Origin of the sequence: Sphingomonas sp. CBMAI 2297 (assembly GCF_029870595.1) — a bacterium.
GTDB lineage: Bacteria > Pseudomonadota > Alphaproteobacteria > Sphingomonadales > Sphingomonadaceae > Sphingomonas.
This window is the reverse complement of sequence record NZ_JAPDIR010000002.1, coordinates 241,021-267,989: the sequence shown is the minus strand read 5'-3', so window position 1 is coordinate 267,989 and position 26,969 is coordinate 241,021. Positions and strand designations below refer to the sequence as shown.

Genomic DNA, 26,969 nt, shown 5'->3' with positions numbered 1-26,969 from the left:
CCGAACAGCTGCTAGGGGGCCCCGCGATGTACGATGCGATCATCCTGGGAGCCGGCGCCGCGGGGCTCATGTGTGCGCTCACCGCCGGCCAGCGAGGCCGGCGCGTGCTCCTCGTCGACCATGCCGACGCGCCCGGCAAGAAGATCCTGATCTCCGGCGGCGGCCGCTGCAACTTCACCAACATCGGCACCACGCCCGATCGCTATCTCTCGCAGAACCCGCATTTCATGAAGTCCGCGCTCGGCCGCTACACCGCGCAGGACTTTCTCGACCTGGTCGAGCGCCACCGCATCGCCTGGCACGAGAAGACGCTGGGCCAGCTCTTCTGCGACGGCTCGGCGCGCCAGATCGTCGACATGCTGCTCGACGAATGCGCGCGCGGCCAGGTGGAGATCTGGTTGGGCGACGCGCCGCGAGTCGAGCATGCCGATGCCCGCTGGCAAATCGCTTGCGGGAAACGCGTCGCCACCGCGCCCGCGCTGGTGCTCGCCACCGGAGGGCCGTCGATCCCCAAGCTGGGGGCGACCGGCTTCGCCTATGACTTCGCCCGCCGCTTCGGCCTCAAGGTCGTCGAGCCCCGCCCCGCCCTCGTCCCGCTCACGCTGAGCGGCGAGGAAGCGCTGTTCCGCGAGCTTTCGGGCGTCTCGACCGAAGTCACCGCCAGCGCCGGCAAGGCACGTTTCCGCGAGGCCGCGCTGTTCACCCATCGCGGCCTGTCCGGGCCCGCTATCCTCCAGGTCTCGAGCTATTGGCGCCACGGCGAGAGCATCGGCATCGACTTCCTGCCCGATGCCGAACCCGGCTGGCTGCTCGCCGCCAAGCGCGCGCGTCCCCGGGTGATGCTGCGCAAGCTGCTCGGCGAGGCGCTGCCCGCCCGCCTGGCCGATGCGCTGGCGGAGAAGCTCGCCTTGCCCGCCGAGCTCGCCAACACGCCCGATCGCAAGCTCGAGGATGCCGCCCGCCGCCTCGCCGACTGGCGCTTCGCTCCCAGCGGCACCGAAGGCTTTGCGAAGGCCGAAGTCACGCTGGGCGGGATCAGCACCGCCGAACTCAGCTCGCAGACGATGGCAGCGCGCAAGCTGCCCGGCCTCTACGCGATCGGCGAGGCGGTGGACGTCACCGGCTGGCTCGGCGGCTATAATTTCCAATGGGCCTGGGCGAGCGGCCGTGCCGCGGGGCTCGCGCTTTAGGGTCCCAGCGCCGGCATAAACGCCATCCCAGCCGCCATGCGGGCATGATTCCTCCCCATGGCCCGCCCGGAACGCATGATCCCATCGGATATGTCGGAAATGCTACGGCGTTTCCCAAATCGAATTTCACAGATAAAATAATGTTTCCACCATGTGTCTCCTACAAAGGGCTTGTCCGGTCGCGCTTCCCGTGGGGCCGGGCCAGCAACTGGCTTTCCGGGCTGTATCTTCCGGAGGCCGCCCAGGAGGATTCACGATGCACTGGTTCCAGGCCATCGCGCCTATCCGTCTCAAGCTCTACATCGCCTTCGGCTCGCTGATCGGCGTCATGGCGCTGGTCGCGCTCGTCGCCTTCGTAGCGCCTCTCCTGGTGGCGGCGCCGATCGTCGCGCTGCTGATCGGCGGCGCCGCGATCCAATGCGTGCGCTATCGCGCTGCGATCGCCGATCCCTATGTCACCACCGTGGTCCGCATGGAGGCGCTCGCCGCCGGCGACCTCGCCAGCCCGATCCAGTTCGGCGACTATCGGGACTGTGTCGGCCGCATGACCAAGGCGATGGAAATCTTCCGCGACAATGCGGCCGAGCAGGCCCGCCAGGCGGAGGAACAGTCGGTCGCCGTCGCGCATCTCGGTGCAAGCCTTGCGCGCCTCACTCATGGCGACCTCACTGCCGAGATCGGCCAAGGCTTCCCCACGGGCTATGGCGAGATCAAGACCAACTTCAACGCCGCGCTCGCCGCGTTGCGCGGGCTGATCGGCGCGGTCACGGAGAGCGCCGCGACCATCCAGGCCGGCTCGGGCGAGATCGCCCAGGCCGCGGAGGACCTCGCCCGCCGGACCGAGGCCAATGCCGCCAGCCTGGAGGAGACTTCGGCCGCAGTCACCCAGATGGACCTGCGCCTCAAGGCCACCGCCGAGGCCGCCGGCCGTACCGTCACGCGCGCCGACGACGCCATCGCCACCGTTGCCGGCGGCCGCGGGATCGCCGACGAGGCGGTGCAGGCGATGACTCGGGTCAGCGAGTCCGCCAAGGGTATCGACGGCGTGATCGAGGGGCTGGACAAGATCGCGTTCCAGACGCGCGTCCTCGCCATGAACGCGGCGGTGGAGGCGGGGCGGGCCGGCGAGGCGGGGCGCGGCTTCGCGGTCGTCGCCGACCTGGTCTCCGCCCTGGCGATGCGGGCCGAGGAAGAGGCCGGCCGCGCCCGCGACCAGCTGACCGCCACCCAGGCCGACATCGGCACCGCCGTCGGGATGGTCCGCAAGGTCGACGGCGCGCTCGCCGACATCTCGAGCGACGTCGGCGAGGTCCATGCGCTGCTCGGCCAGATGGCGGGCGACAATCAGGCCCAGGCGGCGGCCATCACCCAGATCAGCACCGCGATCGGCGACATGGATCGGGGCACCCAACAGAATGCCGCGATGGTCGAGGAAACTTCCGCCGCCGCGCGCAAGCTCACCGGCGAAGTCGCCGCGCTCGGCGAGCAGGCGGCGAAGTTCGACGTCGGCGCGCCAACGCGCCCCGGCCTGCCCGCGCGTCCCCGGACGCAGCAGAAGCCGCGCACCGGCGGCGCGCCGGCCAGGCCGGCGCCGGCAGCGCCCGCCAACGACTGGGCAAGCTTCTGATCCGGCCGCGAGGGCGCCCGCACCCGGCGCCCTCGCCGCTGCCGCCCATCATCGGCCGCAAGGGCTATTCCGCCGCCAGCCGCGCCGCGCGCCGCTGCGCGATCCGGGGCATGTTCGCCTCGATCCAGTCGGCCAGGCCGCGCACCCGCGCCGCCGCCTCGCGCCCCATCGGCGTCAGGCTATACTCGACGTGCGGCGGCACCACCGGATAGGCGACGCGATCGACCAGCCCGTCGCCCTCCAGCCATTGCAGCGTCTGCGCCAGCATCCGCTCGCTCACGCCGCCCACCTTGCGGCGAAGCTCGCTGAAGCGATGCGTGCCGCCTTCCAGCGCGATCAGGATCAGCACGCCCCATTGGCTGGTGACGTGCCGCAGCACCTCGCGAGAGGGGCAATCGGGCGACATCAGGTCACCGCGCCGCACGCGGGCCGAAAAGGGCTCGACAGGTTTTTCCATGCTTACATTTATGTACGTACTTACGATTAGTAAGCAACCCCCATATCTGGATGCCCGTCCCCAAGGAAGGAACGGATCCATGACCATCGCCATCACCGGAGCCACCGGCCAGCTCGGCCGCCTCGTCGTCGGGAAGCTCAAGGAGAAGCTGCCCGCCCGCGAGATCGTCGCGCTCGCCCGCACCCCGGAAAAGGCCGCCGATCTCGGCATCGCGGCGCGCGCCTTCGACTATGATCGCCCGGATGCCCTTGCCCCCGCGCTTGCCGGCATCGACACGCTGCTGCTCATCTCGTCCAGCGAAGTGGGCAAGCGCGGGCCGCAGCATGCCGCGATCGTCGCGGCCGCCCGGGAAGCCGGCGTCGGCCGCATCGTCTATACCAGCCTGTTGCGTGCCGACACGACGCCGCTGAGCCTGGGCATCGAGCATGCCGAGACCGAGCGGACGATCGCCGCCTCCGGCATTCCGCACATCTTCCTGCGCAACGGCTGGTATCTCGAAAACTATGCCGCATCGGTGCAGGGCGCGCTGGCGCATGGCGCGCTGATCGGCGCCGCCGGGGAAGGCCGCATCGCCGCCGCGAGCCGCGCGGACTATGCCGATGCCGCGGTCGCCGTGCTGCTCGGCACCGGCCATGACGGCAAGACCTATGAACTGGCCGGCGACACCGCCTTCACGCTTGCCGGGCTTGCCGCCGAAGTCTCGCGCCAGGCCGGCCGCGACATTCCCTATCGCAACCTGCCCCAGGCCGATTATGCCACGGCGCTCGTCGGCGCGGGCGTCCCCGCTCCCTTCGCCGATCTGCTCGCCGCCTGGGACATCGACATTGCGAGCGGCGCGCTGTTCGACGACGGCCACCAGCTCTCGCGGCTGATCGGCCGGCCCACCACCGGCCTGGCGGACGGCGTTCGGGCATTGATCGGCTGACCGCCCTTCCCGGCCGTATCGACATTCGGAGCAAGGGCGCCGCAAAGGCGCCATATGGTCCGTCGCCCCGGCAAGCGGCCGGGGCGACGGATATCCGAAATATGCGGCACGGAATGCCCTCGGCACCTATCCCCTTGAGGCAGGGAATGCCCCATAGCCGTCATCCCCGCCTCCCTCCGTCGTCATCCCCGCGCAGGCGGGGATCCAGGGTAGCCCGGGACGATCGAAGCAATCGCGCGAACGCTTTCCGGAGAGGGCAGGGGCTGCTGCGCCTGCCCCGCTTTTGGCCCTGGATCCCCGCCTGCGCGGGGATGACGGAGGGGTACTTGTCCCGGCGGGGCAAATGCCAATGCCCGCCCGCCCCTCCGGGAAGGGAGAGCCCGCAAGGACTGGCAATGTAGGAAATCTTCCGGTCTACCCTCGAAGATGCGGCACCAACCCGACTCCAGCCCCCCTGTTCCTGCCCCGCACCGGCGCGCGTGTATCAAGGGATTCAACATTTCCACCGCGAGGGGTTCGCGCGCCGCAACGAAAATCCGGGCGGATCCGCCATTTAGTTGCTCAACCCCTCGGTTGAACGACACAAAGCGACGCCGCCGGCGATCAACCCTCTTTTCCCTTGCGATGCGGGCCCGGCGAGCCCATGTGCGGGACCTCATGTCATTTGCCGATCTTCCCGCGCTTCTCGCCGAAGCGCTCGCAGCGCGTGGTTATGCCGCGCCCACGGCCGTGCAGGCCGCCGTCATCGCCCCCGAGGCCGCAGGCCGCGACCTCATCGTCTCGGCCCAGACGGGATCGGGCAAGACCGTGGCCTTCGGCCTCGCCATGCATCCCGAGCTGCTGGGCGAGGACGGCCGCATCGAGCCGACCCGCGAGCCGCATGCGCTGATCATCGCCCCCACCCGCGAGCTGGCGCTCCAGGTGAGCCGCGAGCTGATCTGGCTCTACGGCCCCACCGGCGCGCGCATCGCCACCTGCGTGGGCGGGATGGATGCGTCCAAGGAACGCCGCCAGCTGAGCTATGGCGCCCATGTCGTCGTCGGCACGCCGGGCCGGCTGCGCGATCACCTCGAGCGCGGGGCGCTCGACCTGTCGGCGCTGCGCGCGGTCGTGCTCGACGAAGCCGACGAGATGCTCGACATGGGCTTTCGCGACGACCTGGAGGCGATCCTCGACGGCACGCCCGAGACGCGCCGCACCCTGCTCTTCTCGGCGACCATGCCCAAGCCGATCGTGGCGCTCGCCAAGCGCTACCAGAAGGAGGCGCTGCGCATCTCGACCGTCGGCGAGGATCGCGGGCATGGCGACATCAGCTATCAGGCGATGACCGTCAGCCCCTCGGACATCGAGCATGCGGTGATCAACCTGCTGCGCTTCCATGAAGCGGAGACGGCGATCCTGTTCTGCGCGACCCGCGACAATGTCCGCCACCTCCATGCCAGCCTGGTCGAGCGTGGTTTCGCCGCGGTGGCGCTGTCGGGCGAGCACAGCCAGAACGAGCGCAACCACGCGCTCCAGGCGCTGCGCGACCAGCGTGCGCGGGTCTGCGTCGCCACCGACGTGGCGGCGCGCGGCATCGACCTGCCCACGCTTACGCTGGTGGTGCATGTCGAGCTGCCGCGCGATGCCGAGACGCTCCAGCACCGTTCGGGCCGCACCGGCCGCGCCGGCAAGAAGGGCACCGCGGTGCTCATCGTCCCCTATCCGCGCCGCCGCCGCGTCGAGATGATGCTCAAGGGCGCGCGCATCCCGGTCGAATGGGTCGAGGTGCCGAGCGCCGAGGCTATCCGCGCGCAGGACCGCGAGCGGCTGATCGCCGCGCTGCTCGCGCCCGTGGAGATCGACGAGGAGGATGCCGCCATCGCCGAGCGCCTGCTCGCCGAGCGCAGCCCCGAGGAGCTGGCCGCCGCGCTGGTGCGCGCCCACCGGGCCGCGCTGCCCGCGCCCGAGGAGCTCAGCGACCGCAGCCATTCGGACCGGCGCGAGGAGCGCCAGGCCGGCCAGCATCGCCCGGGCTTCGACGATGTCGCCTGGTTCCGCATGGACATCGGCCGCCGCCAGAATGCCGATCCGCGCTGGATCCTGCCGCTGATCTGCCGCCGCGGCCACATCACCAAGGCCGAGGTGGGCGCGATCCGGATCGGGCCGAACGAGACCGCCTTCCAGATCCCCCGCGCGCTCGCGGCCAAGTTCCTCAACGCCGTGGGCCGTTCCGCCGAGGGGGACGACGATGTCCGCATCGAGCCGTCCGAGGGACCGGTCCAGGGCGGCCGGCCGCAACGCAACGGCCCGAACCGTCCCTATCAGGCCAAGCCGCATCGCAAGGGGCCGCCCCGGGGTCACGCGCCCCGGTGAGGATCCTCGTCGACGCCGATGCCTGCCCGGTGAAGGACGAGGTCTACAAGGTCGCCTGGCGGCATGCGGTGCCGGTGGTGATCGTGAGCAATTCATGGCTGCGCGTGCCCCAGCATCCGCTGGTCAGCCGCCAGGTGGTGAGCGACGGCTTCGACGCCGCCGACGACTGGATCGCCGGGCAGGCCGGCGCGGAGACGGTGGTGATCACCGCCGACATCCTGCTGGCGGACCGCGCGCTCAAGGCGGGATCGAAGGTGCTGGCTCCGAACGGCAGGCCGTTCACCACCAGCTCCATCGGCGCGGCGATCGCGACCCGGGCGATCATGGCCGATCTGCGGGCCGGCGGCGACCAGATCGGCGGGCCCCGCCCCTTCTCGCCCGCCGACCGCTCGGCCTTTCTCCAGGCGCTGGACCGCGAGCTGGTTTCGTTGAAGCGGCTTACGCAATCTTAGGAGACGTGCAGCTATCCTCCCCCGATTGCTGAAGTGGGGCCTGGGTCGGGGAATGCTGAAACTACCGCTGATTGCACCGCGTCCGCCGCGGCTGAGCGAGATGAGTGAGGAGCTGCGCGCGCTGGAAGCGAGCGGCTATTTCAGCAATGGCGGGCCCATCGTCCGCGATTTCGAACGGCGGGCCGTGGCGCAGCTGTTCGGCGGCGAGGGCTTTGCGCTGGCGGTCTCCAACGCCACGCTCGGCCTGCTGCTCGCCGTCCGCGAGGCGCGCGCCGGCCGCCCGGGCCGCTACGCGCTGGTCCCCGCCTTCACGTTCGCCGCCACCGCCCATGCCGTGATCTGGGCGGGGCTCACGCCCATCCTGGTCGACAGCGATGGCCGTGACTGGGCCGTTGCCGCCGCGGCGCTGGAAGAAGCGCTAGCCCGATATGGCGAGGAAGTCGCCGTGGTCGTCCCCTATGACACGTTCGGCGCGGCCATCGACCTCGACTATTACCGCGCCCTGTCCGATTGCCACGATGTCGGCGTCGTGATCGATGCCGCCGCCTCGCTGGGCAGCCTCGACGCCGCCGGCCGCGGCTTCGGCACCGGGGCGCGTTTCGCCTGCGTCTTCTCGATGCACGCCACCAAAACCTTCGCGACCGCCGAGGGCGGGCTGATTTACAGCGCCGACCCGGACCGGATCCAGGTGCTGCGCCGCATGCAGAATTTCGGCTTCGGCGCCCCGCGCACCGCCACGCAGGAAGGCATCAACGCCAAGCTGCCCGAACTGCTCGGGCTGATGGCCCGCGCCAAGCTGGGCGAGATCGACGCCGTCGCCGAGCATCGCGCCGCGCTCGACCGCGCCTATCGCGCCGCCCTGGGCGACACCGTCACCTTCCAGCACGGCCACGCCACCCGCCAGGTGGCCCAGTTCATGCCGATGCTGCTCCCCGCCGGCGCCGATCGCGCCGCGGTGATAGCCAGCCTGACCGAGCAAGGCATCGGCTCCGGCCATTATTTCAGCCCGCATATCGGCGAGCAGCCCTATTTCCGCCAGGCCTGCATCACCGGACCGACTCCGATCGCGGACGACCTCTCCGCCCGGATGCTCTCGCTTCCCGTCACCGACGCCATGACCGCGGCCGATGTCGCCACCATCTGCGGCGCCCTCCATGCCGCGCTCCGCAAGCCGCGCATCGTCGTCCCCGCCCCGCAGCCCGGAATCCTCTCCACCGTTCTGATCGGCGGCGGCCCGGCCGGCATCGCGTTCCTCATCGCGGCGAGCAAGAAGGGCAAGCTGCGCGAACTCGGCGCCGACCTCGCCGTGATCGAGCGGGGGCCGAGCCTTGGCGCCGGCCAGCTGCCCGACTATGCCATCACCTCGGACAGCACCGCCGAGACCTTCCTCAGCGCGGTGAAGGACAATCCGGAACCCGGCATCGCCGCGCTGCTCGACCATCCCGCCGCCCGCGAGATCGCCCGCCATGCCGGCAAGCTCGGCGTCCCCCTCCACCGCACCCGTCCCTTCCTCGAGGCGATGGGCCAGCGCGTCGGCGCGATCCTGGCCGAGAGCGGCGGCAGCGTGCACACCGGCCACGAAGTGCTCGACAGCCGCCGCACCGCCGCGGGCCTCTGGCAGACCCGCATCCGCGATACCGCCACCGGGGCGGAGCGCGCATTGCTCTCCCGGAACATCGTCCTCGCCACCGGCGGCTATCAGTCCGCCAGCGACATCGCCGCCGCCACGGTCGCCGGCACGCAGCTGGGCCCGCAGGCCGGCGAGCGGCTGATGCTGTGCGACGACATGCTGCGCACCGGCGGCATGGAGCGGCTGCACGCCCGCATCGCCCACACCCGCGCCCCGCGCATCGCCATCGTCGGCGCCTCCACTTCCGCGATCGCCTCCGCCGTCCTCCTCCTCAAATCCGACATCCCGTTCGGCGCCGAGAGCCTGAGCCTGCTCCACCGCGAGGCGCTGCGCCCCTGGTATCCCAATGCCGAGGCCGCCCATGCCGACGGCTTCACCGATTTCGGCCCCGACGACATCTGCCCGCTCTCGGGCTTCGTCTATCGCCTGGCCGGCTTCCGCCTCGAAGCCCGCGAGCTGGTGCTGCGCATGCTCCGCATCGGCGGCCGCACCCCCGATCCGCGCGTCCGGCTCCACCGGCTCGCCGGCCCGGATGCCGAGGCCGCGCGCATCCTCGCCGAGGCCGACCTGATCGTCGCCGCGCTCGGCTATCGCCCGCACGCGCTGCCCCTGCTCGACGCGGCGGGCCAGCGCATCGCCCTCGCCGCCCATGCGCCGGGCCGCCCCCGCCTAGCCGACCAGCTCTGCCGCGTCAGCGACGCGGACGGCCAGCCGATCCCCGGCGCCTATGGCATCGGCCTCGCCGCCGGTTTCGTCCCCGAAGGGCGGCTGGGTGGCGAGAAGAGCTTCAGGGGCAAGGCCAACGGCCTGTGGCAATGGCAGAACGATGTCGGCCAGCTGATCGTCGACCAGCTGCTCGGCGAGAGCGTGAGCCTCGCCGCATGAACGGCCTGCCCGCCCCCACCGTCTCGGTCATCATGCCCGCCTATAACGGCGCGCCCTGGATCGGCGCGACGATCGACTCCGTGCTGGCGCAGGACTTCACCGACTGGGAGCTGGTGATCGTCGACGACTGCTCGACCGACGACACCCGCACCCTGCTCGCCACCTTCACCGATCCGCGCATCACCATCCTCCATGCCGAGGCCAATGGCGGCCCCGTCCTCGCCCGCAACCAGGCCTTTGCCGCGGCGCGCGGGCGCTACATCGCCGGCCTCGACCAGGACGATCTGTGCAAGCCCGGCCGCTTCGCCGCGCAGGCCGCCCATCTCGACGCAAATCCCGGCACCGTGCTCGTCGCCACCGCGGCCGAGCTGCTCGAGGACGGCCGCCTCACGCCCTGGCCCGGCGATCGCCCGCTCACCCCGGCGACCATCGACTGGCTGCTCCTCACCCAGAACCCGCTGGTCTGGTCCAGCGTCATGTTCCGCGCGGAGGCCGCACGGCTGCTCGAGCCGTTCGAGCGCCCGCAGGTGCGCTATGCCGAGGATTTCGACCTCTATCACCGGCTCGGGCGCTTCGGGCAGATCGCCCGGCTCGACGAGGCTCAGCTCCTCTATCGCTGCCATCCCGGCGGCGCCTCGAAGCGCTATGCCGAGATGATGGCCGCCAGCGCCGCGCGCGTGCTCGCCGGGCGCTATGCCGGCGTGTTCGAGCCCGATGCGGTACAGGCCAATGCCGAGCTCGTGGTGCGCTATTTCATGGCGCGCGAGCCGGTGTCGGACCTCGGCACGCTGAGCCGCCTGTCGCGCATCCTCGCCACCCTCCATGCCGACCATGTCGCCCGCACGCCGCTCACCCGGCAGGAGCGGATCGAAGTGGACGGCGAGCATGCCCGGCTCTGGTGGCTGGTCGCCCGCCCTGCGCTCCGCCAGGGCGCGGTGACGCTGCGCGAGGCGATGGGCGTGCTGCCCGAGAGCGTGAGCCTGCCGGCCAAGGATCCGGACCGGCTGATCTCGCCGCTGATCGGCCGGGTGCGGGCAATCGGGCGCGGGCTGGGCGTGGCGCTGTAGGAAGGGCGCGCTGCCCGAAAGCCCCCATTGCCGGCCGCACCACGGAGGAATAGCGGACCAGCGCGCAGCCCAGCCCAGCCCGACGCAGAAACCGCCGAAACGCGAGGATAGCCAAGCGGGCGGATGCACACACCGGCACTTGAGGCAAACAAAGATGGCGCGCCCGAAGGGAGCGGCATCGAACCCGCCAGGGTTCGCAAGGCCGAACGGCCGCCCGAGCTTATGCGAGGTTCCAGAACAAGAAATGGCGCGCCTGAAGGGAACAAGCTCGAACCCGCCAGGGTTCGCAAGCGCGAACGCGCGCCCGAGCTTATGCGAGGATCTTCCAACAAAAATGGTGCCCCGGGAGAGACTCGAACTCCCGACCTGCGGTTTAGGAAACCGTTGCTCTGTCCTGCTGAGCTACCGGGGCGCACCGCAGAACCCCTAGGTTTCTGCGCCTTTCGGGTCAATCTCCAACACGCGAAACGCGCGGGCAGCTACGGTTTGCGTCGGCACAACGGGGGGCACAGTCTGTTCTCGCTATGTTGCGCACCGTGCCTAGCGCGCGAGCGCCCTAGCGGCGGTAGGCGATGGCAACCGAAGAGTTCGCACCGACGGGAGATGTCACAAAAAGTGGCACAACAAACCGCGGAGTTTCACGCGTCCATGTCGATCGTGTCGCCCGTCGCAACGTCGTGCACTCGATACCGGTAGCCGCCGTTAAAGCAGCGAAGAAAGTCACGCATATCATTCGTCACAATCACCAGGTCGGGGCGAAAGGTGCAATTCGACGTAATCTGATGAGCCATTTGCATTAGATAGGCGTCGACATAATCGAGCTTGTGGCGGGTCATCCATTCCAAATCCGCGCCGAGGTACCTCTGGACAGATGCCTCAGGCGATCCGTGCGGCGCTGGGAGCAGCCGTATTCCACTTCCGGGACTGAGCAGCCAGTTCAACAGCCACTCCGCGCGATCTCGACGTTTACGCTTACCGATCAACAAGCTGCACGCCTCCCCGATGACGGGCGGCGCTACGGCAAGCTGAAAATCGTCTTGCTCATCGATGAATTGCTGTGCGTAGGCGTGATGTTGGTCGTCGGGGTCTGCCAGCGCGACAAGAATATTCGTATCGATCAGCGCCAAATTGCGGGGAAGATCAATCTCCGCGCCGTCGACGACGAACATCACCATTTAGAAGAGGTCTATGCCAGAGGTTTGAGCCGCCCGCACGAGCAGATCGTCAATCGATTTCTCGACGGCAATGCAGGCGTCGCCGGAGCCGTCGACCCTAAGGCGTTCTCGGGCTAGCAAGCCGAGCTGGTGCATCAATTCTTCGTCTTCAATCACAGCGTTGAGCACGGGCATCCGGCTGAGAACGCCGGGCTCGAACTTAAAAAAGTCCCCCCGGAACGTAGGAGCCTGCCGCTCGGCAAAACGGCTGATGAGCGGGCTATTGAGATATGCCAAAAGCGGAAGCGTATGATCCGGATCCGCCGGCGCCACGGCAGTTCCTCCCACCAAGAACGCTTCGCCACTTACGTCGACAGCAAAGGCCGTCGCCGGCGCTAGGTCACGGATGAGGAGTTTTGGTCGACGTAGCCAGCTTTCGTCCCGTGGCCGGATAAGCTCATAGTGCTCCGATCCGGTACCTTTGAGGCTGGAGCGGGCCGCCAGGATGTCGCGGTACGCCCACAGATATTCTTGGGTTCTCGGATATCGTTCACGCAGCTCGAGCTCCGAGACCGCGCGACCACCCCTATATGGGTACAGCAGCTTGCGAACCGGCTGAACCTCAGTGAACCGCACCAGCTCAGTTCCGAACACTAGCGGCTCAAGCAGATCGCGCTCTACAAACCATTGTTCGCCCAGGCCGTTGATAACCCGCGCCAACGACGAACCATCGTCCTCGACAACCTCGAGCACAAAAATGTCGTTCGCGCCGGTCCTGATGCCCTGCGCCACGGTCGCAATGTCACCCAGCTGCACCGAGGCTTCATCGAGCAGAACTCTGGTTCTCTGCTCCCGCACGGACAGTAGCTGCCAGGGTTCTGCGCCAGGTTGCCGTGCGTCGTATGAAACCAACTCGGAGCCTCCAAGGCCTCCCTCTTGCCTTTCGGCCTCGAGAAGCTCCGAGGTCATGAAATCGGGTTCAAGCGAGCTGACTTTCACGACCCGCACTGGCGAACGGTCGCTCGCCGCCGCCGACCGTCTTGCCACTATGCAACCGACATAGGCATCAGCATCGAACAGCTTCGTGGACCCAAAATCCACAACGACATCCAAGTGACACTGTGAAGTGAGAACCTGCCTCAACGGCTCCGCGCTTTTATTGATGAAGAGCCGATTGGGAATCACGAGCCCAAGCACGCCGTCTGGCGCGAGGATTTTTACACCCCGTTCCACGAACAATGACGAGAAATCATACCGACCACGGGCCGTCGTGTATGTCGCTTCCAGCTTTTCCCGATTTGTAACGAGGGTTGTCGCAAGGAACGGCGGATTACCTAGAACAACGTCGTACTCACCGTCCAGGTCTCCCCAATTCTCGGCATCGAGGCCGTCGGCTTGGCGGATGAAATGGGAAAGATTCGGTAGCGGTAGGGCGTGAGGCTCCTCAATCAACCGCTGCCACAGATGGAGTCGAGCTGCGGTCACAGCCTTCGCATCGATGTCGATGCCGACGATATAGCCGCCTTCTACAATCTCTCGCGCCCAAGGTCGGTTCGGATCTTGCCGCTTTAGATGGCCAAGCATTTGATCGACTGCGGCAACCAGAAAGGATCCGGACCCACAAGCGAAATCGATGACCTTAGGAATGCTCCCGGGCTCGCGATCCGCGAAAGTTTTGTTCAAGCAGGTAGTGGCAAGATAAGTCGTGAGGAACCGTGGCGTATAGTATGCCCCAGCCGATTTTCGCACACTCAGACGCTCAACACCGCGCTGAGGCTGGACAAAGAGTTCGGTCTGCGCGGGCAGCGGCGCCGGCTGCAACACGGTCGAGAGGTACTTTTCGTAAGCCGATCCGAGCACGTCGGCACTGATCCACGAAAAGTCATATCGGACGTCTTGGCCAGGCACCCGCTTGGGGAAGTAGAGGTCGCGGATTACCCCGCTTAGAATGAATGGTTCGATCGCGTCCGTGGCATCTTCCGCGAATAAGTCGCTTCCGATTTGGCTCTGCGCCCGCTTGAAAATCGTAGCCCACTTTTCCCGATCGAACACGTCAGGAGCCATCGCGGCCTCGAGGATGGGTGGAATAATGTCATTGAGCGAACGATCCTCAACCGTGCGAAGAACAAAGAGCTGAGCATAGAGTGTCTGCAACTGTTCATCTATGCGAGATACAGTCCCCCGCGAGTAGCGCACGGCTTTCTCACGCCAAGCATCGAGCCGCTCAACCAAAGCCTCGTCCACGCCCTTGAGAAAGGCCGTGGGCTGCTCGACCTCAAGCAAGCGTCGAGCCGGCTCGCCCAGTCGTACAGCGTCTGGCGCAAAAATATCGAGCAGGCTGGCTCTCTGCTCCGCGGCATCGATCGGCGCCAAGCGATACCAGTCGGTGTCCCGTAGCCACCGCGAGCTGAGCACGTGGACGCCCTCGCTATCTGCCACCAGCCCCCAGTGCGAAGACGCGTGATAGCCATAGAGTGAAACCGCATCGAGATCTGCGCGGCTCGCTCGTCCTTCGAAGCACGAGAAAACGATTGCGCTCTCACCATCCAAACGCGCGTTCTGAAGAGGGATCGGCCGTCCCGCCTGGCTTTTGATCTCACGTGCAATCAACTGCTCGCCCGACCACCCTATGGCCGCGGCCAAATGCTCAGGAGCAGCGATGTCAACACCCTTAAACTGCACGCCGTGACCCCACCGAAAAATCTGCGTGGCCCTAGTACCACCTGAGCCGAATAGGAATGATTTCGGCCTTGGTCCACGTCCAGCGTTGACCAGTCAACCAGATACCGGCCCATTCCGGCGACGAGCGCGGGATCAGGCATGGCGCTTCCTCTGATAGCGCCCTGCGCCAGCCTTTAGAGTAGCACGCGGGAGAACCCCAACATTCCCAATATCCGCAGAATTCTGCGGATATTGGCCCAACATTTTTCCCAACCTCACCCCAACGACATTGGCCTTTCCGACCCCAATAATTTTATTCAATAATATCAATGATATTGGGATAAATGGTTGGAGAGATTGGGGTTGCATTGGGATAGAAAGCCAACAATTTATTGGCTTAATATCAGATAGTTAGTTCTGAATTCTGGCCTGGGTTGGGGATATTGGGATTTTCCCGCCTGCCCTACTCTCTCGAAGCGAAGCGAACGGCGAACATAGGCCGGGCCGCCACACTCGCAATTCGGCCCACCAGCTGCATCAGATCGCATCATCCGTCCGCCACCTCCCCCTCAGGGAGAGCCTCAGGGGCTGCGGGATGCATCAAAGGGGACACAGAAAGCTGGCGGGCGAGGCGGGGGGAAAAGCGCCCTTGCTGGGGTACCAGCTGCAGGGCCCGACCCCGTCCAATGGCGAGGCCTCGACTCTCCATTTATGTTCACATTATGTTCTTATAAATGGGTAGGAGTATCGATTCGGCCATCGCGGCAACGGACTGGCTGGCGCAACGCTGGGACTTCGCAATCCGCAACGTCGGCCTGATCGCCTGCGGCGAACCCTGGTACGTTGAGGCCGGCGGCTGCACTGTCAGCAGTCATGCGACCGAGCTGGATGCGGATGCCTGGATCGCAGGGTTCAAGATCCTGTCGATCGCCGATGTGGTGCTCAGGCATGCCAGGCTGGGGCCGCGGGTTATCATCATCGAAGGGATGAGCGGGCGCCTGGCGCGCATCCCAACGGCATTGGCGGTGGCGGCGGCGCGCCGCAAAAGGAAACGCCGCCGCCTCCGACTTGGAAGTCTAGAGCAAAGGACGTGCTTTGCTCCGACACCACTGGAAATGTGGCTGATGCCGTGATCGGAACATTGACCGGCATAGGCACTGGAGCGGCAATTAGAGGCGCCAATTGGGCTTATGCGGCTAGCGTTGGAGGCCGGATTGGATCGGTGATCGGAGGACGCGCAGTGCTTATTGCGGCCGGCCCTGCTTTTCTCATCTCCGCCGGCGTCGCGCTCGCAACGTCTGCTGCTGTGAGGTATGCACGATCGCAGTTTTGTCCGGCAGGAGGTTGAGATGCGGGCTGGGCCGATTATCCGAAATCTACTGATCATATTCAGTCTTAGTATTTTGGCCGTTTTCATCGCCGGAATATTCTTCAATAAAGGCGGATCAGGTAAAGATCTGGCTATATATGTCATTTCCTTCGGCTGGGGTCTTGGCGCTTTTGAGCTATGGTGGCGCAAGAGAAAACCTAGATAATCGCCGCAAAGGGATAATATTAGGTTGGGGACTCATTTAAGCTACACAGAGATAAGGGCTACGAGAGCGACGGCAGCGAGGTAGTTTGTGGCATGCCAGTCGTATCTGGTAGCGATGCGTCGCCAGTTCTTGAGGCGACAGAATAGGCCGCCGGCGAGAACACCAGCGTGACTCAGGTACTTGTCATGTAGGAAATCTCGCTCTTCTAGGATTCTCGCCCGGTGATGCCGGGTGCGGGACGGCCGACTGGCCAGTTGGTCGTGGCGAGACTATCCTCGTCGGTGATCCGGGCCGCCACCCGGTTCTCCCCCGCTCGGCCTGGCCGAGCGGGGAACCGTCAGGCCGCCGTCAGCGCCTTCAGCGCGTCCATCAGCTGGCTATTGTCGAATGCGATAAGCGGATGGCCAACGGCCTCATTCACCTGCTCGAAGCGGCGCTGCAGCGCCATGATCTCCAGCGCGAGGAACATCATCACCGATTGCAGGGGGTTGCCCGGCGTCGTGCCCTGGGCGGGAACGATGCCGATCAGCGAGGGCGGCACGCGGTGCGCGGCCAGCACGTCGTCGCGCGTCGCCGTCTTGATGCCAAGGAATTCATCCTTCGCCCCCACCTCGGTGATCGGGATCACCTTCAGGCTGCCTTCCTTCCCGTTCGGCGCATGGACGAACAGGTTGCGGAAATTGCCCGGCCCCTTCGACTTACGGAGCGCCTCACGCAGCCCGTCCACGTCGTTGTTGTCGATGTCGCCGGTGGCATAGAGGATGTACCCGGCATGGCTGCCATTCAGGTAATAGCGCCGGCGGAATAGCGTGGCGGCCTCGTTCAGCAGCGCGGACTGCAGCGCGCTCAGATACTCCGGCACGCCGTAGATCTCCTGGTTCACGTCCGGCTGCCGCACCATGACGACACTGCCAGGCCGGAACTCGGTCTCCATCTTGAAGCCCGGCACCCAGAAATGCTGCCCAGGCTCTAGGCCGACCCGGGTGAACTTGGCCAGGCTGTGGTCATAGCGCAGGGTGCCGCCCAGGCGGTTCAGCTTCTCTTCCAGGAAGCCATAGCCGAATACGAGCAGATCCTGGGCGAGCGCCTCGAAGGCGCTGCCGCTAAGCTGCGAGCTGGAAACGAACGTCGCTGCGAGCAGATTGCGCTTGAGCAGAATGGCGGAGCTGTGATGCGGCGACACGCGGAACGCCCGCGCGAGCCCGTCCACCGAGATCGGCGGCTCGTACCAGCGGCCATTGTGCACGCATTCGAACATGTCGATTATCTCGCGCCGGTTCAGCACCGGCTCGGGATCGCCGAAGCTGAATACCAGCTCGCCGCGCTCCTCGCTCGCCCGCGCGTCGATGGCTCCATGTGAGGCCGCCAGCGCTTCCTCCCGCCGCATCCACCGCGCTGCCGCGCTCCGCTTCGACATCGATAATCTCCATGCGCGTCTTCGGCCGCGCCTTGCCGTCCAGGGGTTCGTTGATCAGGATGTGCATCACCGCCCAGGCGAGATCGGCATGGCCCACCTCCTCGCTGCGGCTCGCCTTGAACGTCATGGCGCGGCCCGAGCTGGTCAGCGCCTTCTTGATCGAAAGGAAGCTGGATTGGACATCGATCCAGCCCGCGTCGAACTCGATGCGGCCGCGGGCGAAGGTGTGCTGCGCCTTCATCACCATCGCGGCCTTGGCTTCGAGCGAATATTCGATCTTCACCACGCCGCGCATGTCGCTCAGCAGCTGATAGACCGCGGCGCCCACGCCATTGGCATCGATCCCCAGATAGGTGCAGTTGTAGCGGCTGAGCCGTGCTCGGATGAACTCGGCCTGCGCCTGGAAATCGGCGCCGCGCAGCTGGTGGCGCTCGATCAGGCGGAATTTCTCGCCCGGCCCTTCCGGCGGCAGCGCGATCACCAGCGCGGCATTGTCGCCGTCCTCGCTCTCCTGCGGATCATAGCCGGCCCAAACCGGGCGATTGCCCACCGGCCTGGGCGCGAGCACATCCACGTCACGCCAATCGACCATCGCATCGACGGTCGCGCGCTGCAGCTCGTTGAACTTGAAGGCCGAGAGGCTGTCGTCCACGAACTGGCACATCAGCAGGTTCGCGAACTCGTCGGGCGCATACTCGACGCGCAACTCCTCGATGTCGAACAGGTCGCAGCCGCGCGCCGCGGCGTCTTCGATCGTAACGATCTGGCGCCAGATATTGTCCTCGCACCGCACGCCCGTCCGCAGCCGCTCGTGGCTGACGTCGATCGTGACGCGCTGGTCCTTCTTCACCCGCCGGTTGCGGCGCTCGCCCGTCCAATAGGGATGCGCCTGGTGCGCGACGCTGGACGGGGTCGAGAAATAGGTGCGGCGCCAGCGCTTGTGCATCGCCATGGCGCTGGCGACCTTGTTCAGCTCCTCAAAGCCATAGGTCCAGAAGAATTCGTCGAAATAGAAATTGCCGTGATAGCCCTGGGCGGTGCGGGCATTGGTGCCCAGGAAGATCAGTTCGGCCGCCGGCTCGCCCTCGGGCATGGTGTCCGCGGTGATCACGATCGGGTCGCCCTGCAGCTTCACGCCGACGCGCTGGGCGAACTGGACGATATAGTTGCGGAAAATATGCGCCTGGTTCTTCGAGGCGGACAGGAAGATCTGGTTGCCGCCGCCGCGCAACGCATCGAGCAGGGCTTCGCGTGCGAAGTACCAGGTCGCGCCGATCTGGCGCGACTTCAGGATCATGCGGGTCCGCTCGTCCTTCGCGGCCCACCAGCCCTCCTGATAGCCGAACAACTCCTCAAGGAAGATCGCCTCGAGCTGCTCGACCTGCTCGGCGGTGAAGTGGTTCTTCTTGGCCTTCTTCCGCTCGCCGGCGTTCCGGTTGCCGACATTCTCGTTCAGATCGCCTTCGTGACCGCCCGGCGCCTCGAAGCGCCGGACGCGTGCCGCGGCGACGATCTGCCGCATCAGCAGGTCGATTTCCTTGAAGTCGGCGCCCGTCTTGTTCGTTTTCAGGATCAGCTGGTTGATCCGCATCTCGGCGGTATGCTCGACGCGGTCGATCGGGCGGGCCTTGTCCCACCCCTGGCGCTGCTTCCATGCCTCCACGGTGGAGCGGGCATAGGCCTTGCCCGTCTCGTCGTTGCGATAGCCCAGATTGCCCAGCTCGTCGGCAATCTGGGTGATGCCCCATCCCGCCCAATACAGGCTGCGCGCCCACCGATCCGCCGTGATCGGGATCGGGAAGGTGTTCGCCGGCAGATGCGCGTCGATATCGGGCGGAGGCTTGGCCATCGGCACGGAACCTAGCCACCCCACACCCCGCCGATGGTGCGGCCAATCCTGTAGAGACTGTCTCTACAAGTCCGTTCGCTTGAGAAGCGGCGCCCCTTCGTCCCCTTTCGGCCCGGTCAACGCGGCGATGCCGCCAGCACCGAAACCGATCCGAGGGACCGCACCGCCATGGGCACCAAGAGCAAGATGTTCCGCGTTTTCGTCGCCGGCCAGACGATTAGCGATGGCCGCACGATCACGCCGGAAATGGTCAACCAGTGCGTCGAGACCTTCAACCTCGAAACTTACACGCCGCGCATCAACATCGAGCACATCTCGGGCTACAGCCCCGAACCGCCCTTCAACGGCTATGGCGACGTAGTCGCGGTCGAGGCGCGTGATGTCGAGCTGGAGATCGCCGGAAAGGCGGAGAAGCGCCGCGCGCTCTATGCTCAGGTCGACGCCAACGATCAGCTCGTCACGCTCGCCAAGAAGGATCAGAAGCCCTTCCCCTCGGTCGAGCTGACGCCCAGCTACGCCGGCACCGATAAGATCGGCCTGATCGGCCTGGCCTTCACGGACAAGCCGGCCAGCGTCGGCACCGAGCGCCTCAAGTTTTCGAGCCGCGCGCCCGGCTCGCTGTTCAGCCACGGCGCCGACGCGGTCGAGATCGAATTCGACGCCAAGGCGCCCGATGCCGCCACGATGGCCGAGTCCATCAAGTCCGGCCTCGCCAGCTTCTTCGCCCAGTTCAAGCCCGAGGGCGAGAAGCCGAAGCCGCCGGTCGAACAGGACGGGGGCACCGGCAAGCCGGCCAACGACAATATCGACCTGGCGGGCTTCTCGGTCGCGTTCGGCGAGCAGGTCGGCAAGCAGATCGCGGAAGCAGTGAAGCCGGCCAACGAAGGGCTGGCCTCTCTGCAGCGCGACTTCGCCGCGCTCAGGTCCCAGCTCGAAAAGACCGAGCAGCCGGCCACCTTCAGCCGCGCGCCCGCCACCGGCGGCAACGGCGGGCTGCTGACCGACTGCTGATCGGCCACCAGCACCCGCCACTCACCACAATCCGCCGCCCAGGAGCCCAAGATGCGCAACGCCACCCGCACCCTCTACCTCGCCTATTGCTCGCAGATCGCGCTGCTCAGCGGCGTCGCCAACGCCACCGATCGCTTCACCGTCGCCCCGGCGGTCCAGCAGAAGATGGTCGAGGTCCAGCAGCTGCAGAGCGACTTCCTCTCGCGCATCAACATCATCACCGTCGTCGAGCAGGAAGGCGACAAGGTCGGCGTCGGCGTCACCCGCCCGATCGCGGGCCGCACCAACACCGCCGCGGGCAATCGCCGCACGCCCACCCCGGCGACCGACACTTCGGACATGGGCCGCTATCGCTGCGAGCAGACGAACTTCGACACGGCCATCAAATATGCGACGCTGGATGCCTGGGCACACAAGCCCGAATTCCAGCAGCTCGTGCGCAACGCGATCCTGAAGCGCCAGGGCCTGGATCGCATCCTGATCGGCTGGAACGGCACCTCGGTGGCCGCCCAGACCGATCGCGCCGCCAATCCGCTGCTCCAGGACGTGAACAAGGGCTGGCTCCACAAGATCCGCACCTTCGCCGCGGCACGCGTCCTTGCCGATGGTGGCCTCACCCCCGATGCCACCAAGGCCATCTATGTCGGCGAAGGCACCGTCGGCACCCAGGTCGATTACGTCAATCTCGACGCGCTCGTCATGGACGCGGTCGAGCTGATGGACGAATGGAACCGCGACGACACCGAACTGGTGGTGATCTGCGGGCGTGACCTGGTCCACGACAAATATTTCAACATCGTCAATGCAGCCGGCGACAAGGCGACCGAGCAGCTCGCGCGCGACGTGCTGCTCTCGACCAAGAAGATCGGCGGCCTGCAGGCGGTGCGCGTGCCGGGCTTCCCGGCAGGCAAGCTGCTGATCACGCGGCTCGATAACCTGTCGATCTACGAGCAGGAGGGCACCCGCCGCCGCATGCTCAAGGATGAACCGGCCCTCGATCAGATCGAGAACTACGAGAGCGTCAACGAGAGCTACGTGGTCGAGGATTACGGCCTCTGCGCGTTCGTCGAGAACATCGTCATGGGCAAGAAGCCGGCCTGATCGCCGGCGCCGCCCATCCCCCTGTAGCCCGCTCGCCCAAAGGAACCGCAATGAGCCTCGCTCGCAAGCACCGGGACAGCTTCTCGGCACTTATCACCCAGGCGGCCGCACCTTCCGAGGCGAGCGGGCTCGCCACCGATACGACGGCGCCCGCCAGCGCCAGCGCCGCGCCCAGCCTGGCGCGCGCGCACCGCGACCGCGCCCTAGCCGAGGCCTCCGCCGTCGAGCAGGTCGCGGTCGCGTCCGTGGCGGAGACCGGCACCGAAGCGGAGCGCGCCGCGGCCCAGATGAATCTGCGCCTGCAGGCCGACCTGCGCCGCCTGCGCGACATCAAGTCGATCGAGAAGAAGATCGAGACCAAGCGCGAACTGCTCCCGCACTATGCCGCCTGGGTCGATGGCCTGGTTGCCGCCGGCGTCGCGGCCGAGGAAGACGTGCTGCCCACGATCATGATCTGGCGCATCGATACCGAGGATTTCGCAGGCGCGATGGTCCTGGCCGAGCATGTTCTGGAACATGCCCTCCCGCTGCCCGCCAGGTACGAGCGTTCGGCGCCCGATCTCATCGTGGAGGAGATCGCTTCCGGTGCCCTGAAAATCCAGCAGGCAAACACTGCGTTCGAATTCGAGATCCTGGCGCACCTCGACATGCTCACCGCCGATCTCGATATGCACGACGAGATCCGGGCAAAGCTCAAGAAGGCGATCGGCGTCGAGCAGATGCGCGGCGCGCTGAACGCGGACGGGGATGCGATCGTGAACACCCCGCTTGCGCGGCTCGCGCTGGAAACTCTGGGTCGTGCCCGATCGCTGAATCAGCGCGTCGGCGTCTCCGATCGCATCAAGAAGCTGACCAAGCTCCTGCCGCCTCCCGAATCCCAGGCGCCCGCCAGCGCCTAACCAGCTCGCCCCCCGGCGCTCGGGGGCGGATCGCGCGCGATGGGAGGGCCTTCGGGCTGAGGGCCATCGCAGTCCCGATCCCCACCCCCGATTTTCTAGGATCGCCCATGTCGCTCGCCGTCGCCCTCGCCATGCTCGCCGCCGCCGCCCTGGTGACGATCGGCGCCGGCTTGGCGATTGCCGGCGGCATGGTCCTGGCCTGGGCGCGAGACAACCGCCTGGTTTACATGGCGTCGATCGCCGGGATCGGGGGCGGCATCGCCTCCTTCATCGCCGGCATGGCGATCCTCGCGGGCAACCTCCAATGAGCGGCTTCGCCTGCGCCCCCTCGATCGTGCCTCCGCCCGATCCGCCCTCCGGCGCCGCGATCGTCAACGATGGCTGGTTCCCGGACATCCATCCCGAGGATCTGCGAAAGGCAGTGCGCATCCGCGACGCGGTCACCGGCGATCAGCTAACCGACGCGATCGTTCGGGCGATGCTCTGGGCAAACCCGCAACTCGAGCCGCTCCGGCTGCGGAACCTTGGCGCCGCCAGCCTCGCTGCCGTGTCCTCGCCCCAGATCAACGGCGAAAGCCGCCTGGTCGTGCTCTATCGGATCGCGATCTCCGCCTGGGTGAAGGCGAGCCTGGTCGAGCGCCAGCGCGATGTCGATCTGACCGGTGCGGGCCAGCGCAAGGCCGATGACAATGACCCGGTCATTCCCGATCTGCGGCGCGATGCCCTGCACGCAATCCGCGACATGCTCGGCGTCGGCCGCACAGCGGTGGAGCTGATCTGATGGCAGACAGGCTCACTGCCGCCCAGGGCGACACGCTGGACGAACTGCTGTGGCGTGAACGCGGGCTAGGCCCCGATGCCCTGGCCGCCGTTCTGACCGCCAATCCCGGCCTTGCCGATCTGGGCGCCGTCCTGCCCCTCGGCACCCCCGTGATCGTGCCCGCAATCGCCACGCCCGCCGCCCCCACCCGCGAAATCGTCCAGCTCTGGAGTTGAGTATGGAAGCCAAGCTTCATGCATTTTACGAGGCCTGCTTAACGCTCCTCTCCGGCCTCGCGCCCGGCGCGATCGGCGCCGCCGTCAGCATGGCCTGGCGGCGCGGCCTGACCTGGGGCGAGCGCTTCGTTCAGCTTGCCGTGGGCATCATTGTCAGCTGGTTCATCACCCGCGCCGTCGCGGCCCTCTGGCCGCTCTGGTTTCGCGCGGCCCCCGATCCCTTCGTCATGCAGGCCATCGCCTTCACGATCGGGATGGTCGCTTTCGAGGCGACGCCCCGGTTCATCGCCGCCGCCAGTGACGTGATCGCGGGCATTCCCGCGCGCCTGGCTGACCGCTTCCTCCCCTCGCGAAAGGACGGCAAGTGACCGAAAGAACGCCCGCACCTCCCCGAAAGTCGCTAGTCGCCATCGTCGGAGTCATCGCCGCCATCGGCCTGGGCACTTCGATCCCGCGTGACGAAAGCGGTCGTACCGTCGAAGCACGCGTAGCACCAGACGGCCAGCTCCAGGTCGAGCACAAGGCTGGCTCGCAGCACCTGGCGGCCTATCGGGACATGGTCGGCGTGCTGACGATCTGCGATGGCGACACCGCCGATGTGAAGCCCGGCCTCTTCGAAACGCCCGAGGGATGCTCGCGGCGACTGGAGCGCCAGCTGGTCGAGCATGCCGAACCGGTGATGGCCTGTATCCCCACGCTTCGCGAAGCGGGCCGAGATTACCAGCGATGGGCTGTGATCTCGCTCGCCTACAATGTCGGGACCGATGCGGTCTGCCGGTCTTCGCTCGCCCGCCTGATGCGCGCCCGAGAGTGGCGCAGCGGCTGCGATCAACTGCTCCGCTGGGATCGCGCCGGCGGCAAAGCGGTGCGGGGCCTCACCCTTCGCCGGCAGCGTGAGCGCGAGATCTGCTTGAGGGGGCTCTGATGAAGTCGGTCCTTTCCGTCCTTCGCTGGGTGGGCAGCGCGCGCGAGTGGCTGTTGCTTCTTTCGCTCGCCGCCCTCGCCGCTGGCACCTATGCACATGCCCGCCGCGTCGCCGCCGATCGCGATGCCTGGGCGAGCTGGGGCAAGCAGGTCTGCGCGTTCGCCGGCACCACCACCGACGCGGCAATCGTCGAGGTCGACACCGCCAAAGGCAAGCGGAAGGTCGCCAAGGCGCGCGGCCAGGTCTGTGGCGAAGCGGTCCAGGATCTCGCCGCCTACCGGGCGCGCAGCCAGGCCGCGACCGCCCGGGTGCTGGGGGATGCCCAGGCCGCCCGCGCGGCCAAAACGAACACCGATAGCGGCACCGCCGCGGCCAATGCCGCCGATCGGCGCCGTGCAGTCACGAAAATGGAGAGGCTCGATGCGCAGCTTGGCGACGATGATCGCGTGGATGGCAATTACTTTGCCGGCATCAACGATCTTGGCGGGCTGCGCTAGCCGTCCGATCGCGCACGTCTCGCCCGAGGTGATCGCCGTGCCGGTGCAAGATACGCCGCCGGCGGACCTGCTCGCCTGTCCGCAGCCCGCGCGCGCCTTCCCCACTGATACGGCCGCCGTGCTCCCCAAGGCGCTGCGCGGGCCCCTGCAGGGATTGGCGATCGAATATCGCGACCTGTTCGATCGCCAGGTGCGCCTGATCAACTGGATCTCGCCCGGCGCCTGCGCAGTGCGGGAGGCTGCCGCGCGGTGAACAAGCCCGATCAGCTGCGCCGGGTGCTGCTCGCCCATGTGCCCGATCTGAAGGCGAGCCCGGATCGCCTCAGCCTCTTCATCGACAAAGGGCGCGTCGTCGCTTCGGCAGGCTCGCTGGGCTTCGTCTGCGCCTACACGCTCAATGTCGTCGTCCAGGACTATGCCGGCGACGTGCCGGCGCTCCTGGTGCCCGTGCTCGCCTGGATCGCCGAGGCGCAGCCGGATCTCCTCCAGAAGCCGGAGCGGCAGCCCTTCACCTTCGGTGCGGAACTGATGGATGAAAAGGCGGCCGACGTGTCGATCTACATCGATCTGACCGAGACCGTGCAGGTGCAGGTCAATCCCGAGGGCGGCTTCAGCACCGTGGCACTTCCCGAGCCGGTCATGGCGGATGAATTTGCGGGCGTTTGCTGCGTTCTCCTCCGTCAGCTCAAGCTTGGCGCCGACATTGTCGCCGAGTCCGAAACCCCGCCCGGCGCATGACGGACGATCTCGCCGAGATCGAACGCATCGCCGGCGCGCTGCTCCGCCAGATCGGCCCGAGCGAGCGCCGCCGCATCCTTCGCGCCATGTCGCGCGATCTGCAGAGGTCGCAGTCCGCGCGCATCGGCCGCCAACAAGCCCCGGATGGTTCCGCCTACACGCCACGCCGTCAGAAGAAACCGCCGCGCCCCGGCAATTATGCGGTCAAGTTCCTCTATCCGCGCGGTGCAGCCGAGCCGCGCCTGGTGCTGATGAAAAGCTGGGTACACGAGGGCAACCTGCTCACCGGCTTCGATGTCGAGGCCGGTGGCATCCGTAGCTTCTTCTGGGACAAGGTCGATCGCTGGTTGCCCGTCGAACCCGCCGAGCAGAACAAAGGGGCCGGCAAGTTTCGCCGCTCCGGCAGCATCCGGCGAGCGGCGATGTTCCGGAAGCTGCGCAATGGCCGAAACCTTCGCGCTGGCGCGACAGATCGTGAACTATGGGTTGGCTTCAGTGGGAGGGCGTCCGAAATCGCGGGCGTTCACCAGGAAGGCGGTCGGGACCGCCCCGCGGCAAAGGCCGCGCTGGTCCGCTATCCAAGGCGCGAGCTGCTGGGGGTAACGGATGTCGAAATGCAGCGGATGCTGGATTGGTTGCTCGCTCATTTGGAGGTCACGAGAAACTAAATTTCCATTCCGGGTCCGGATCTGACGAATATTTTTGTTTCGAAAGTTTCATGTGCAATTCGTGACTTAGAAGCATTGGGTTCCAAGCCCTGAATTTGCCATACCCGACGGCCACGGACGTTTGCGTTCTCACAAAATACCGCGCAATCTCCTTTAGACTACTATCTTCTCGTGCCATTTTCTCGAACAGAAACATCAACATCACACCAATTGGGGTCGGCGGCTCGCGATCTGGCTGTCTATCAGTCGCAAGCCTCATAAATGTCGATCTTGGACCGCGTTCGTCCCATTTTCGGCCGTCTCCTTCCCTAGTAAATAGTAGCGTCGTATCGACGAGGCAGGTCCAAGTGGCGAGGTCGGCGACACATACCAAATCAACCAGGAGTGCCGGGTGCGGCACAGGCTCGCTGGCGGCTGTCAGCGTATCTTCGATGTTAGCCAGAGGTGTCGATTTCTTGCCCTTCCAAGAGTGGGAGTGAGCAAGCACGCCGTAAACTAAGGGACTAGTTAGCTCGGAACGCGGAGTTCCAAAGCGCCGACGCAATAGTGACTTTAATTTTTGCCCTCGATCGGCTGCGTCTTTTAGGTGTTTAGCGTTCAAAGTTGTCTTACATTCGAACGCCGCCGCAACACCGTCGGCTAGCCAGAGCTTCTTCTCAAGAAGTTTAGGCGGATAACTCGGCTTAAGGACCACAACATCGATCTGGTCCGACAGCCTACCGTTTACGCTAATCAACCTGCCCTTTGTCCTGACATGATAGCCAGCCGGAATCCAGTCACGAAGCAAACTGGCCCAGTTCTCCTCACCCTCGTCACCAGCGGTTCCCGGATCTTGAGCAGCTCGTGCAACAATCCGCCGATATTCGGAAGCCATCTCGTTGGTTACTTGATTGAGAAAATCGTATAGCGGGTGCTCTTCCGGCAAAACCC

At 66.2% G+C, this 26,969-nt stretch carries 25 protein-coding genes, 1 tRNA gene and 2 pseudogenes; 20 read left to right on the top strand and 8 right to left on the bottom strand.

What is annotated here, in order from left to right:
* Positions 1-26 precede the first annotated feature (26 nt).
* Together OMP43_RS04005 and OMP43_RS04000 are read left to right on the top strand one after the other, a co-directional pair.
* Positions 27-1,190: an NAD(P)/FAD-dependent oxidoreductase gene (locus OMP43_RS04005; RefSeq protein ID WP_280278441.1), complete on the top strand. Its 1,164-nt coding sequence runs from the start codon at positions 27-29 to the stop codon at positions 1,188-1,190.
* A gap of 256 nt (positions 1,191-1,446) precedes the next feature.
* Positions 1,447-2,817 (top strand): methyl-accepting chemotaxis protein, encoded by a 1,371-nt coding sequence (locus OMP43_RS04000; RefSeq protein ID WP_280278439.1) that lies wholly within the window; start codon positions 1,447-1,449, stop codon positions 2,815-2,817.
* A 64-nt stretch (positions 2,818-2,881) separates the two neighbouring features.
* On the opposite strand, the gene OMP43_RS03995 is transcribed toward OMP43_RS04000, so the two are convergent.
* A complete protein-coding gene (locus OMP43_RS03995; protein ID WP_280278438.1) occupies positions 2,882-3,274 on the bottom strand; it encodes a helix-turn-helix domain-containing protein in 393 nt (130 codons plus the stop codon).
* 79 nt (positions 3,275-3,353) lie between these two features.
* On the opposite strand from OMP43_RS03995, the gene OMP43_RS03990 reads away from it, so the two are divergent.
* The 5 genes from OMP43_RS03990 (at position 3,354) to OMP43_RS03970 (ending at position 10,588) form a co-directional block, all read left to right on the top strand.
* Complete coding sequence (locus OMP43_RS03990) at positions 3,354-4,199, top strand: SDR family oxidoreductase (protein WP_280278436.1); 846 nt, start codon at positions 3,354-3,356, stop codon at positions 4,197-4,199.
* 657 nt (positions 4,200-4,856) lie between these two features.
* Positions 4,857-6,554, top strand: coding sequence for a DEAD/DEAH box helicase (locus OMP43_RS03985; RefSeq protein ID WP_280278435.1), 1,698 nt, complete (start codon positions 4,857-4,859; stop codon positions 6,552-6,554).
* Positions 6,551-7,006 carry a YaiI/YqxD family protein gene (locus OMP43_RS03980; protein ID WP_280278433.1) on the top strand — a complete coding sequence of 152 codons (456 nt, stop codon included), beginning with the start codon at positions 6,551-6,553 and terminating at the stop codon, positions 7,004-7,006. The genes OMP43_RS03985 and OMP43_RS03980 overlap by 4 nt, the downstream gene beginning before the upstream one ends.
* 52 nt (positions 7,007-7,058) lie before the next feature.
* Entirely contained in the window at positions 7,059-9,521 is a 2,463-nt protein-coding gene (locus tag OMP43_RS03975; RefSeq protein WP_280278432.1) for a DegT/DnrJ/EryC1/StrS family aminotransferase, read from the top strand.
* Positions 9,518-10,588, top strand: coding sequence for a glycosyltransferase (locus OMP43_RS03970; RefSeq protein WP_280278430.1), 1,071 nt, complete (start codon positions 9,518-9,520; stop codon positions 10,586-10,588). Before OMP43_RS03975 ends, OMP43_RS03970 begins: the two co-directional genes overlap by 4 nt.
* 335 nt (positions 10,589-10,923) lie before the next feature.
* Here OMP43_RS03970 and OMP43_RS03965 read toward each other — a convergent pair.
* The 3 genes from OMP43_RS03965 to OMP43_RS03955 all read right to left on the bottom strand — a co-directional run bounded on the left by OMP43_RS03965 (position 10,924) and on the right by OMP43_RS03955 (position 14,352).
* A tRNA-Arg gene (locus OMP43_RS03965) sits at positions 10,924-11,000 on the bottom strand.
* A 226-nt stretch (positions 11,001-11,226) separates the two neighbouring features.
* Positions 11,227-11,763, bottom strand: a complete 537-nt coding sequence (locus OMP43_RS03960; RefSeq protein WP_280278429.1) for a type II toxin-antitoxin system VapC family toxin — start codon at positions 11,761-11,763, stop codon at positions 11,227-11,229.
* Complete coding sequence (locus OMP43_RS03955; RefSeq protein ID WP_280278428.1) at positions 11,764-14,352, bottom strand: N-6 DNA methylase; 2,589 nt, start codon at positions 14,350-14,352, stop codon at positions 11,764-11,766.
* A gap of 785 nt (positions 14,353-15,137) precedes the next feature.
* Between OMP43_RS03955 and OMP43_RS03950 the strand changes: the two genes are divergently transcribed.
* On the top strand, positions 15,138-15,536 hold the full coding sequence (locus tag OMP43_RS03950) for a hypothetical protein (protein ID WP_280278427.1): 399 nt from the start codon (positions 15,138-15,140) through the stop codon (positions 15,534-15,536).
* A 443-nt stretch (positions 15,537-15,979) separates the two neighbouring features.
* On the opposite strand, the pseudogene OMP43_RS03945 reads toward OMP43_RS03950, so the two are convergent.
* From OMP43_RS03945 to OMP43_RS03935, 3 genes and pseudogenes are all read right to left on the bottom strand, one after another.
* Positions 15,980-16,084, bottom strand: a pseudogene (locus OMP43_RS03945) (IS5/IS1182 family transposase); the annotation flags it as partial.
* Between the two features lie 191 nt (positions 16,085-16,275).
* On the bottom strand, positions 16,276-17,196 hold the full coding sequence (locus OMP43_RS03940; protein ID WP_348538588.1) for a phage portal protein: 921 nt from the start codon (positions 17,194-17,196) through the stop codon (positions 16,276-16,278).
* Between the two features lie 163 nt (positions 17,197-17,359).
* Positions 17,360-19,204, bottom strand: a pseudogene (locus tag OMP43_RS03935) (terminase family protein); the annotation flags it as partial.
* A 168-nt stretch (positions 19,205-19,372) separates the two neighbouring features.
* Here OMP43_RS03935 and OMP43_RS03930 point away from each other — a divergent pair.
* The 12 genes from OMP43_RS03930 to OMP43_RS03875 all read left to right on the top strand — a co-directional run bounded on the left by OMP43_RS03930 (position 19,373) and on the right by OMP43_RS03875 (position 26,039).
* A complete protein-coding gene (locus tag OMP43_RS03930) occupies positions 19,373-20,215 on the top strand; it encodes a GPO family capsid scaffolding protein (protein ID WP_280278424.1) in 843 nt (280 codons plus the stop codon).
* A gap of 51 nt (positions 20,216-20,266) precedes the next feature.
* On the top strand, positions 20,267-21,316 hold the full coding sequence (locus tag OMP43_RS03925) for a phage major capsid protein, P2 family (RefSeq protein ID WP_280278422.1): 1,050 nt from the start codon (positions 20,267-20,269) through the stop codon (positions 21,314-21,316).
* A 50-nt stretch (positions 21,317-21,366) separates the two neighbouring features.
* Positions 21,367-22,215 (top strand): phage terminase small subunit, encoded by an 849-nt coding sequence (gene gpM / locus OMP43_RS03920; protein WP_280278421.1) that lies wholly within the window; start codon positions 21,367-21,369, stop codon positions 22,213-22,215.
* Between the two features lie 107 nt (positions 22,216-22,322).
* Positions 22,323-22,523 carry a hypothetical protein gene (locus OMP43_RS03915; protein ID WP_280278420.1) on the top strand — a complete coding sequence of 67 codons (201 nt, stop codon included), beginning with the start codon at positions 22,323-22,325 and terminating at the stop codon, positions 22,521-22,523.
* A complete protein-coding gene (locus tag OMP43_RS03910; RefSeq protein WP_280278419.1) occupies positions 22,520-22,996 on the top strand; it encodes a head completion/stabilization protein in 477 nt (158 codons plus the stop codon). The genes OMP43_RS03915 and OMP43_RS03910 overlap by 4 nt, the downstream gene beginning before the upstream one ends.
* A complete protein-coding gene (locus OMP43_RS03905) occupies positions 22,996-23,211 on the top strand; it encodes a tail protein X (RefSeq protein ID WP_280278418.1) in 216 nt (71 codons plus the stop codon). Before OMP43_RS03910 ends, OMP43_RS03905 begins: the two co-directional genes overlap by 1 nt.
* 2 nt (positions 23,212-23,213) lie before the next feature.
* Positions 23,214-23,579 (top strand): hypothetical protein, encoded by a 366-nt coding sequence (locus OMP43_RS03900; protein ID WP_280278416.1) that lies wholly within the window; start codon positions 23,214-23,216, stop codon positions 23,577-23,579.
* Positions 23,576-24,136 (top strand): lysozyme, encoded by a 561-nt coding sequence (locus OMP43_RS03895; protein WP_280278415.1) that lies wholly within the window; start codon positions 23,576-23,578, stop codon positions 24,134-24,136. The genes OMP43_RS03900 and OMP43_RS03895 overlap by 4 nt, the downstream gene beginning before the upstream one ends.
* Complete coding sequence (locus OMP43_RS03890) at positions 24,136-24,633, top strand: hypothetical protein (RefSeq protein ID WP_280278413.1); 498 nt, start codon at positions 24,136-24,138, stop codon at positions 24,631-24,633. Before OMP43_RS03895 ends, OMP43_RS03890 begins: the two co-directional genes overlap by 1 nt.
* On the top strand, positions 24,617-24,886 hold the full coding sequence (locus OMP43_RS03885; RefSeq protein ID WP_280278411.1) for a hypothetical protein: 270 nt from the start codon (positions 24,617-24,619) through the stop codon (positions 24,884-24,886). The genes OMP43_RS03890 and OMP43_RS03885 overlap by 17 nt, the downstream gene beginning before the upstream one ends.
* Complete coding sequence (locus OMP43_RS03880) at positions 24,883-25,371, top strand: phage tail protein (protein WP_280278409.1); 489 nt, start codon at positions 24,883-24,885, stop codon at positions 25,369-25,371. The genes OMP43_RS03885 and OMP43_RS03880 overlap by 4 nt, the downstream gene beginning before the upstream one ends.
* Positions 25,368-26,039 carry a phage virion morphogenesis protein gene (locus tag OMP43_RS03875; RefSeq protein WP_280278407.1) on the top strand — a complete coding sequence of 224 codons (672 nt, stop codon included), beginning with the start codon at positions 25,368-25,370 and terminating at the stop codon, positions 26,037-26,039. Before OMP43_RS03880 ends, OMP43_RS03875 begins: the two co-directional genes overlap by 4 nt.
* Here the strand turns inward: OMP43_RS03875 and OMP43_RS03870 are convergent.
* Positions 26,026-26,964 (bottom strand): DUF6602 domain-containing protein, encoded by a 939-nt coding sequence (locus OMP43_RS03870; RefSeq protein ID WP_280278405.1) that lies wholly within the window; start codon positions 26,962-26,964, stop codon positions 26,026-26,028. The genes OMP43_RS03875 and OMP43_RS03870 overlap by 14 nt on opposite strands.
* Between the last annotated feature and the right edge of the window lie 5 nt (positions 26,965-26,969).

Excerpts from the sequence above, each read along its gene's own strand:
- OMP43_RS04005 (WP_280278441.1), top strand. The coding sequence starts at position 27 with ATGTACGATGCGATCATCCTGGGAGCCGGCGCCGCGGGGCTCATGTGT.
- OMP43_RS04000 (WP_280278439.1), top strand. The coding sequence starts at position 1,447 with ATGCACTGGTTCCAGGCCATCGCGCCTATCCGTCTCAAGCTCTACATC.
- OMP43_RS03995 (WP_280278438.1), bottom strand. The coding sequence starts at position 3,274 with ATGGAAAAACCTGTCGAGCCCTTTTCGGCCCGCGTGCGGCGCGGTGAC.
- OMP43_RS03990 (WP_280278436.1), top strand. The coding sequence starts at position 3,354 with ATGACCATCGCCATCACCGGAGCCACCGGCCAGCTCGGCCGCCTCGTC.
- OMP43_RS03985 (WP_280278435.1), top strand. The coding sequence starts at position 4,857 with ATGTCATTTGCCGATCTTCCCGCGCTTCTCGCCGAAGCGCTCGCAGCG.
- OMP43_RS03975 (WP_280278432.1), top strand. The coding sequence starts at position 7,059 with ATGCTGAAACTACCGCTGATTGCACCGCGTCCGCCGCGGCTGAGCGAG.
- OMP43_RS03970 (WP_280278430.1), top strand. The coding sequence starts at position 9,518 with ATGAACGGCCTGCCCGCCCCCACCGTCTCGGTCATCATGCCCGCCTAT.
- OMP43_RS03960 (WP_280278429.1), bottom strand. The coding sequence starts at position 11,763 with ATGGTGATGTTCGTCGTCGACGGCGCGGAGATTGATCTTCCCCGCAAT.
- OMP43_RS03950 (WP_280278427.1), top strand. The coding sequence starts at position 15,138 with ATGGGTAGGAGTATCGATTCGGCCATCGCGGCAACGGACTGGCTGGCG.
- OMP43_RS03940 (WP_348538588.1), bottom strand. The coding sequence starts at position 17,196 with ATGTTCGAATGCGTGCACAATGGCCGCTGGTACGAGCCGCCGATCTCG.
- OMP43_RS03930 (WP_280278424.1), top strand. The coding sequence starts at position 19,373 with ATGGGCACCAAGAGCAAGATGTTCCGCGTTTTCGTCGCCGGCCAGACG.
- OMP43_RS03925 (WP_280278422.1), top strand. The coding sequence starts at position 20,267 with ATGCGCAACGCCACCCGCACCCTCTACCTCGCCTATTGCTCGCAGATC.
- gpM (WP_280278421.1), top strand. The coding sequence starts at position 21,367 with ATGAGCCTCGCTCGCAAGCACCGGGACAGCTTCTCGGCACTTATCACC.
- OMP43_RS03915 (WP_280278420.1), top strand. The coding sequence starts at position 22,323 with ATGTCGCTCGCCGTCGCCCTCGCCATGCTCGCCGCCGCCGCCCTGGTG.
- OMP43_RS03910 (WP_280278419.1), top strand. The coding sequence starts at position 22,520 with ATGAGCGGCTTCGCCTGCGCCCCCTCGATCGTGCCTCCGCCCGATCCG.
- OMP43_RS03905 (WP_280278418.1), top strand. The coding sequence starts at position 22,996 with ATGGCAGACAGGCTCACTGCCGCCCAGGGCGACACGCTGGACGAACTG.
- OMP43_RS03900 (WP_280278416.1), top strand. The coding sequence starts at position 23,214 with ATGGAAGCCAAGCTTCATGCATTTTACGAGGCCTGCTTAACGCTCCTC.
- OMP43_RS03890 (WP_280278413.1), top strand. The coding sequence starts at position 24,136 with ATGAAGTCGGTCCTTTCCGTCCTTCGCTGGGTGGGCAGCGCGCGCGAG.
- OMP43_RS03875 (WP_280278407.1), top strand. The coding sequence starts at position 25,368 with ATGACGGACGATCTCGCCGAGATCGAACGCATCGCCGGCGCGCTGCTC.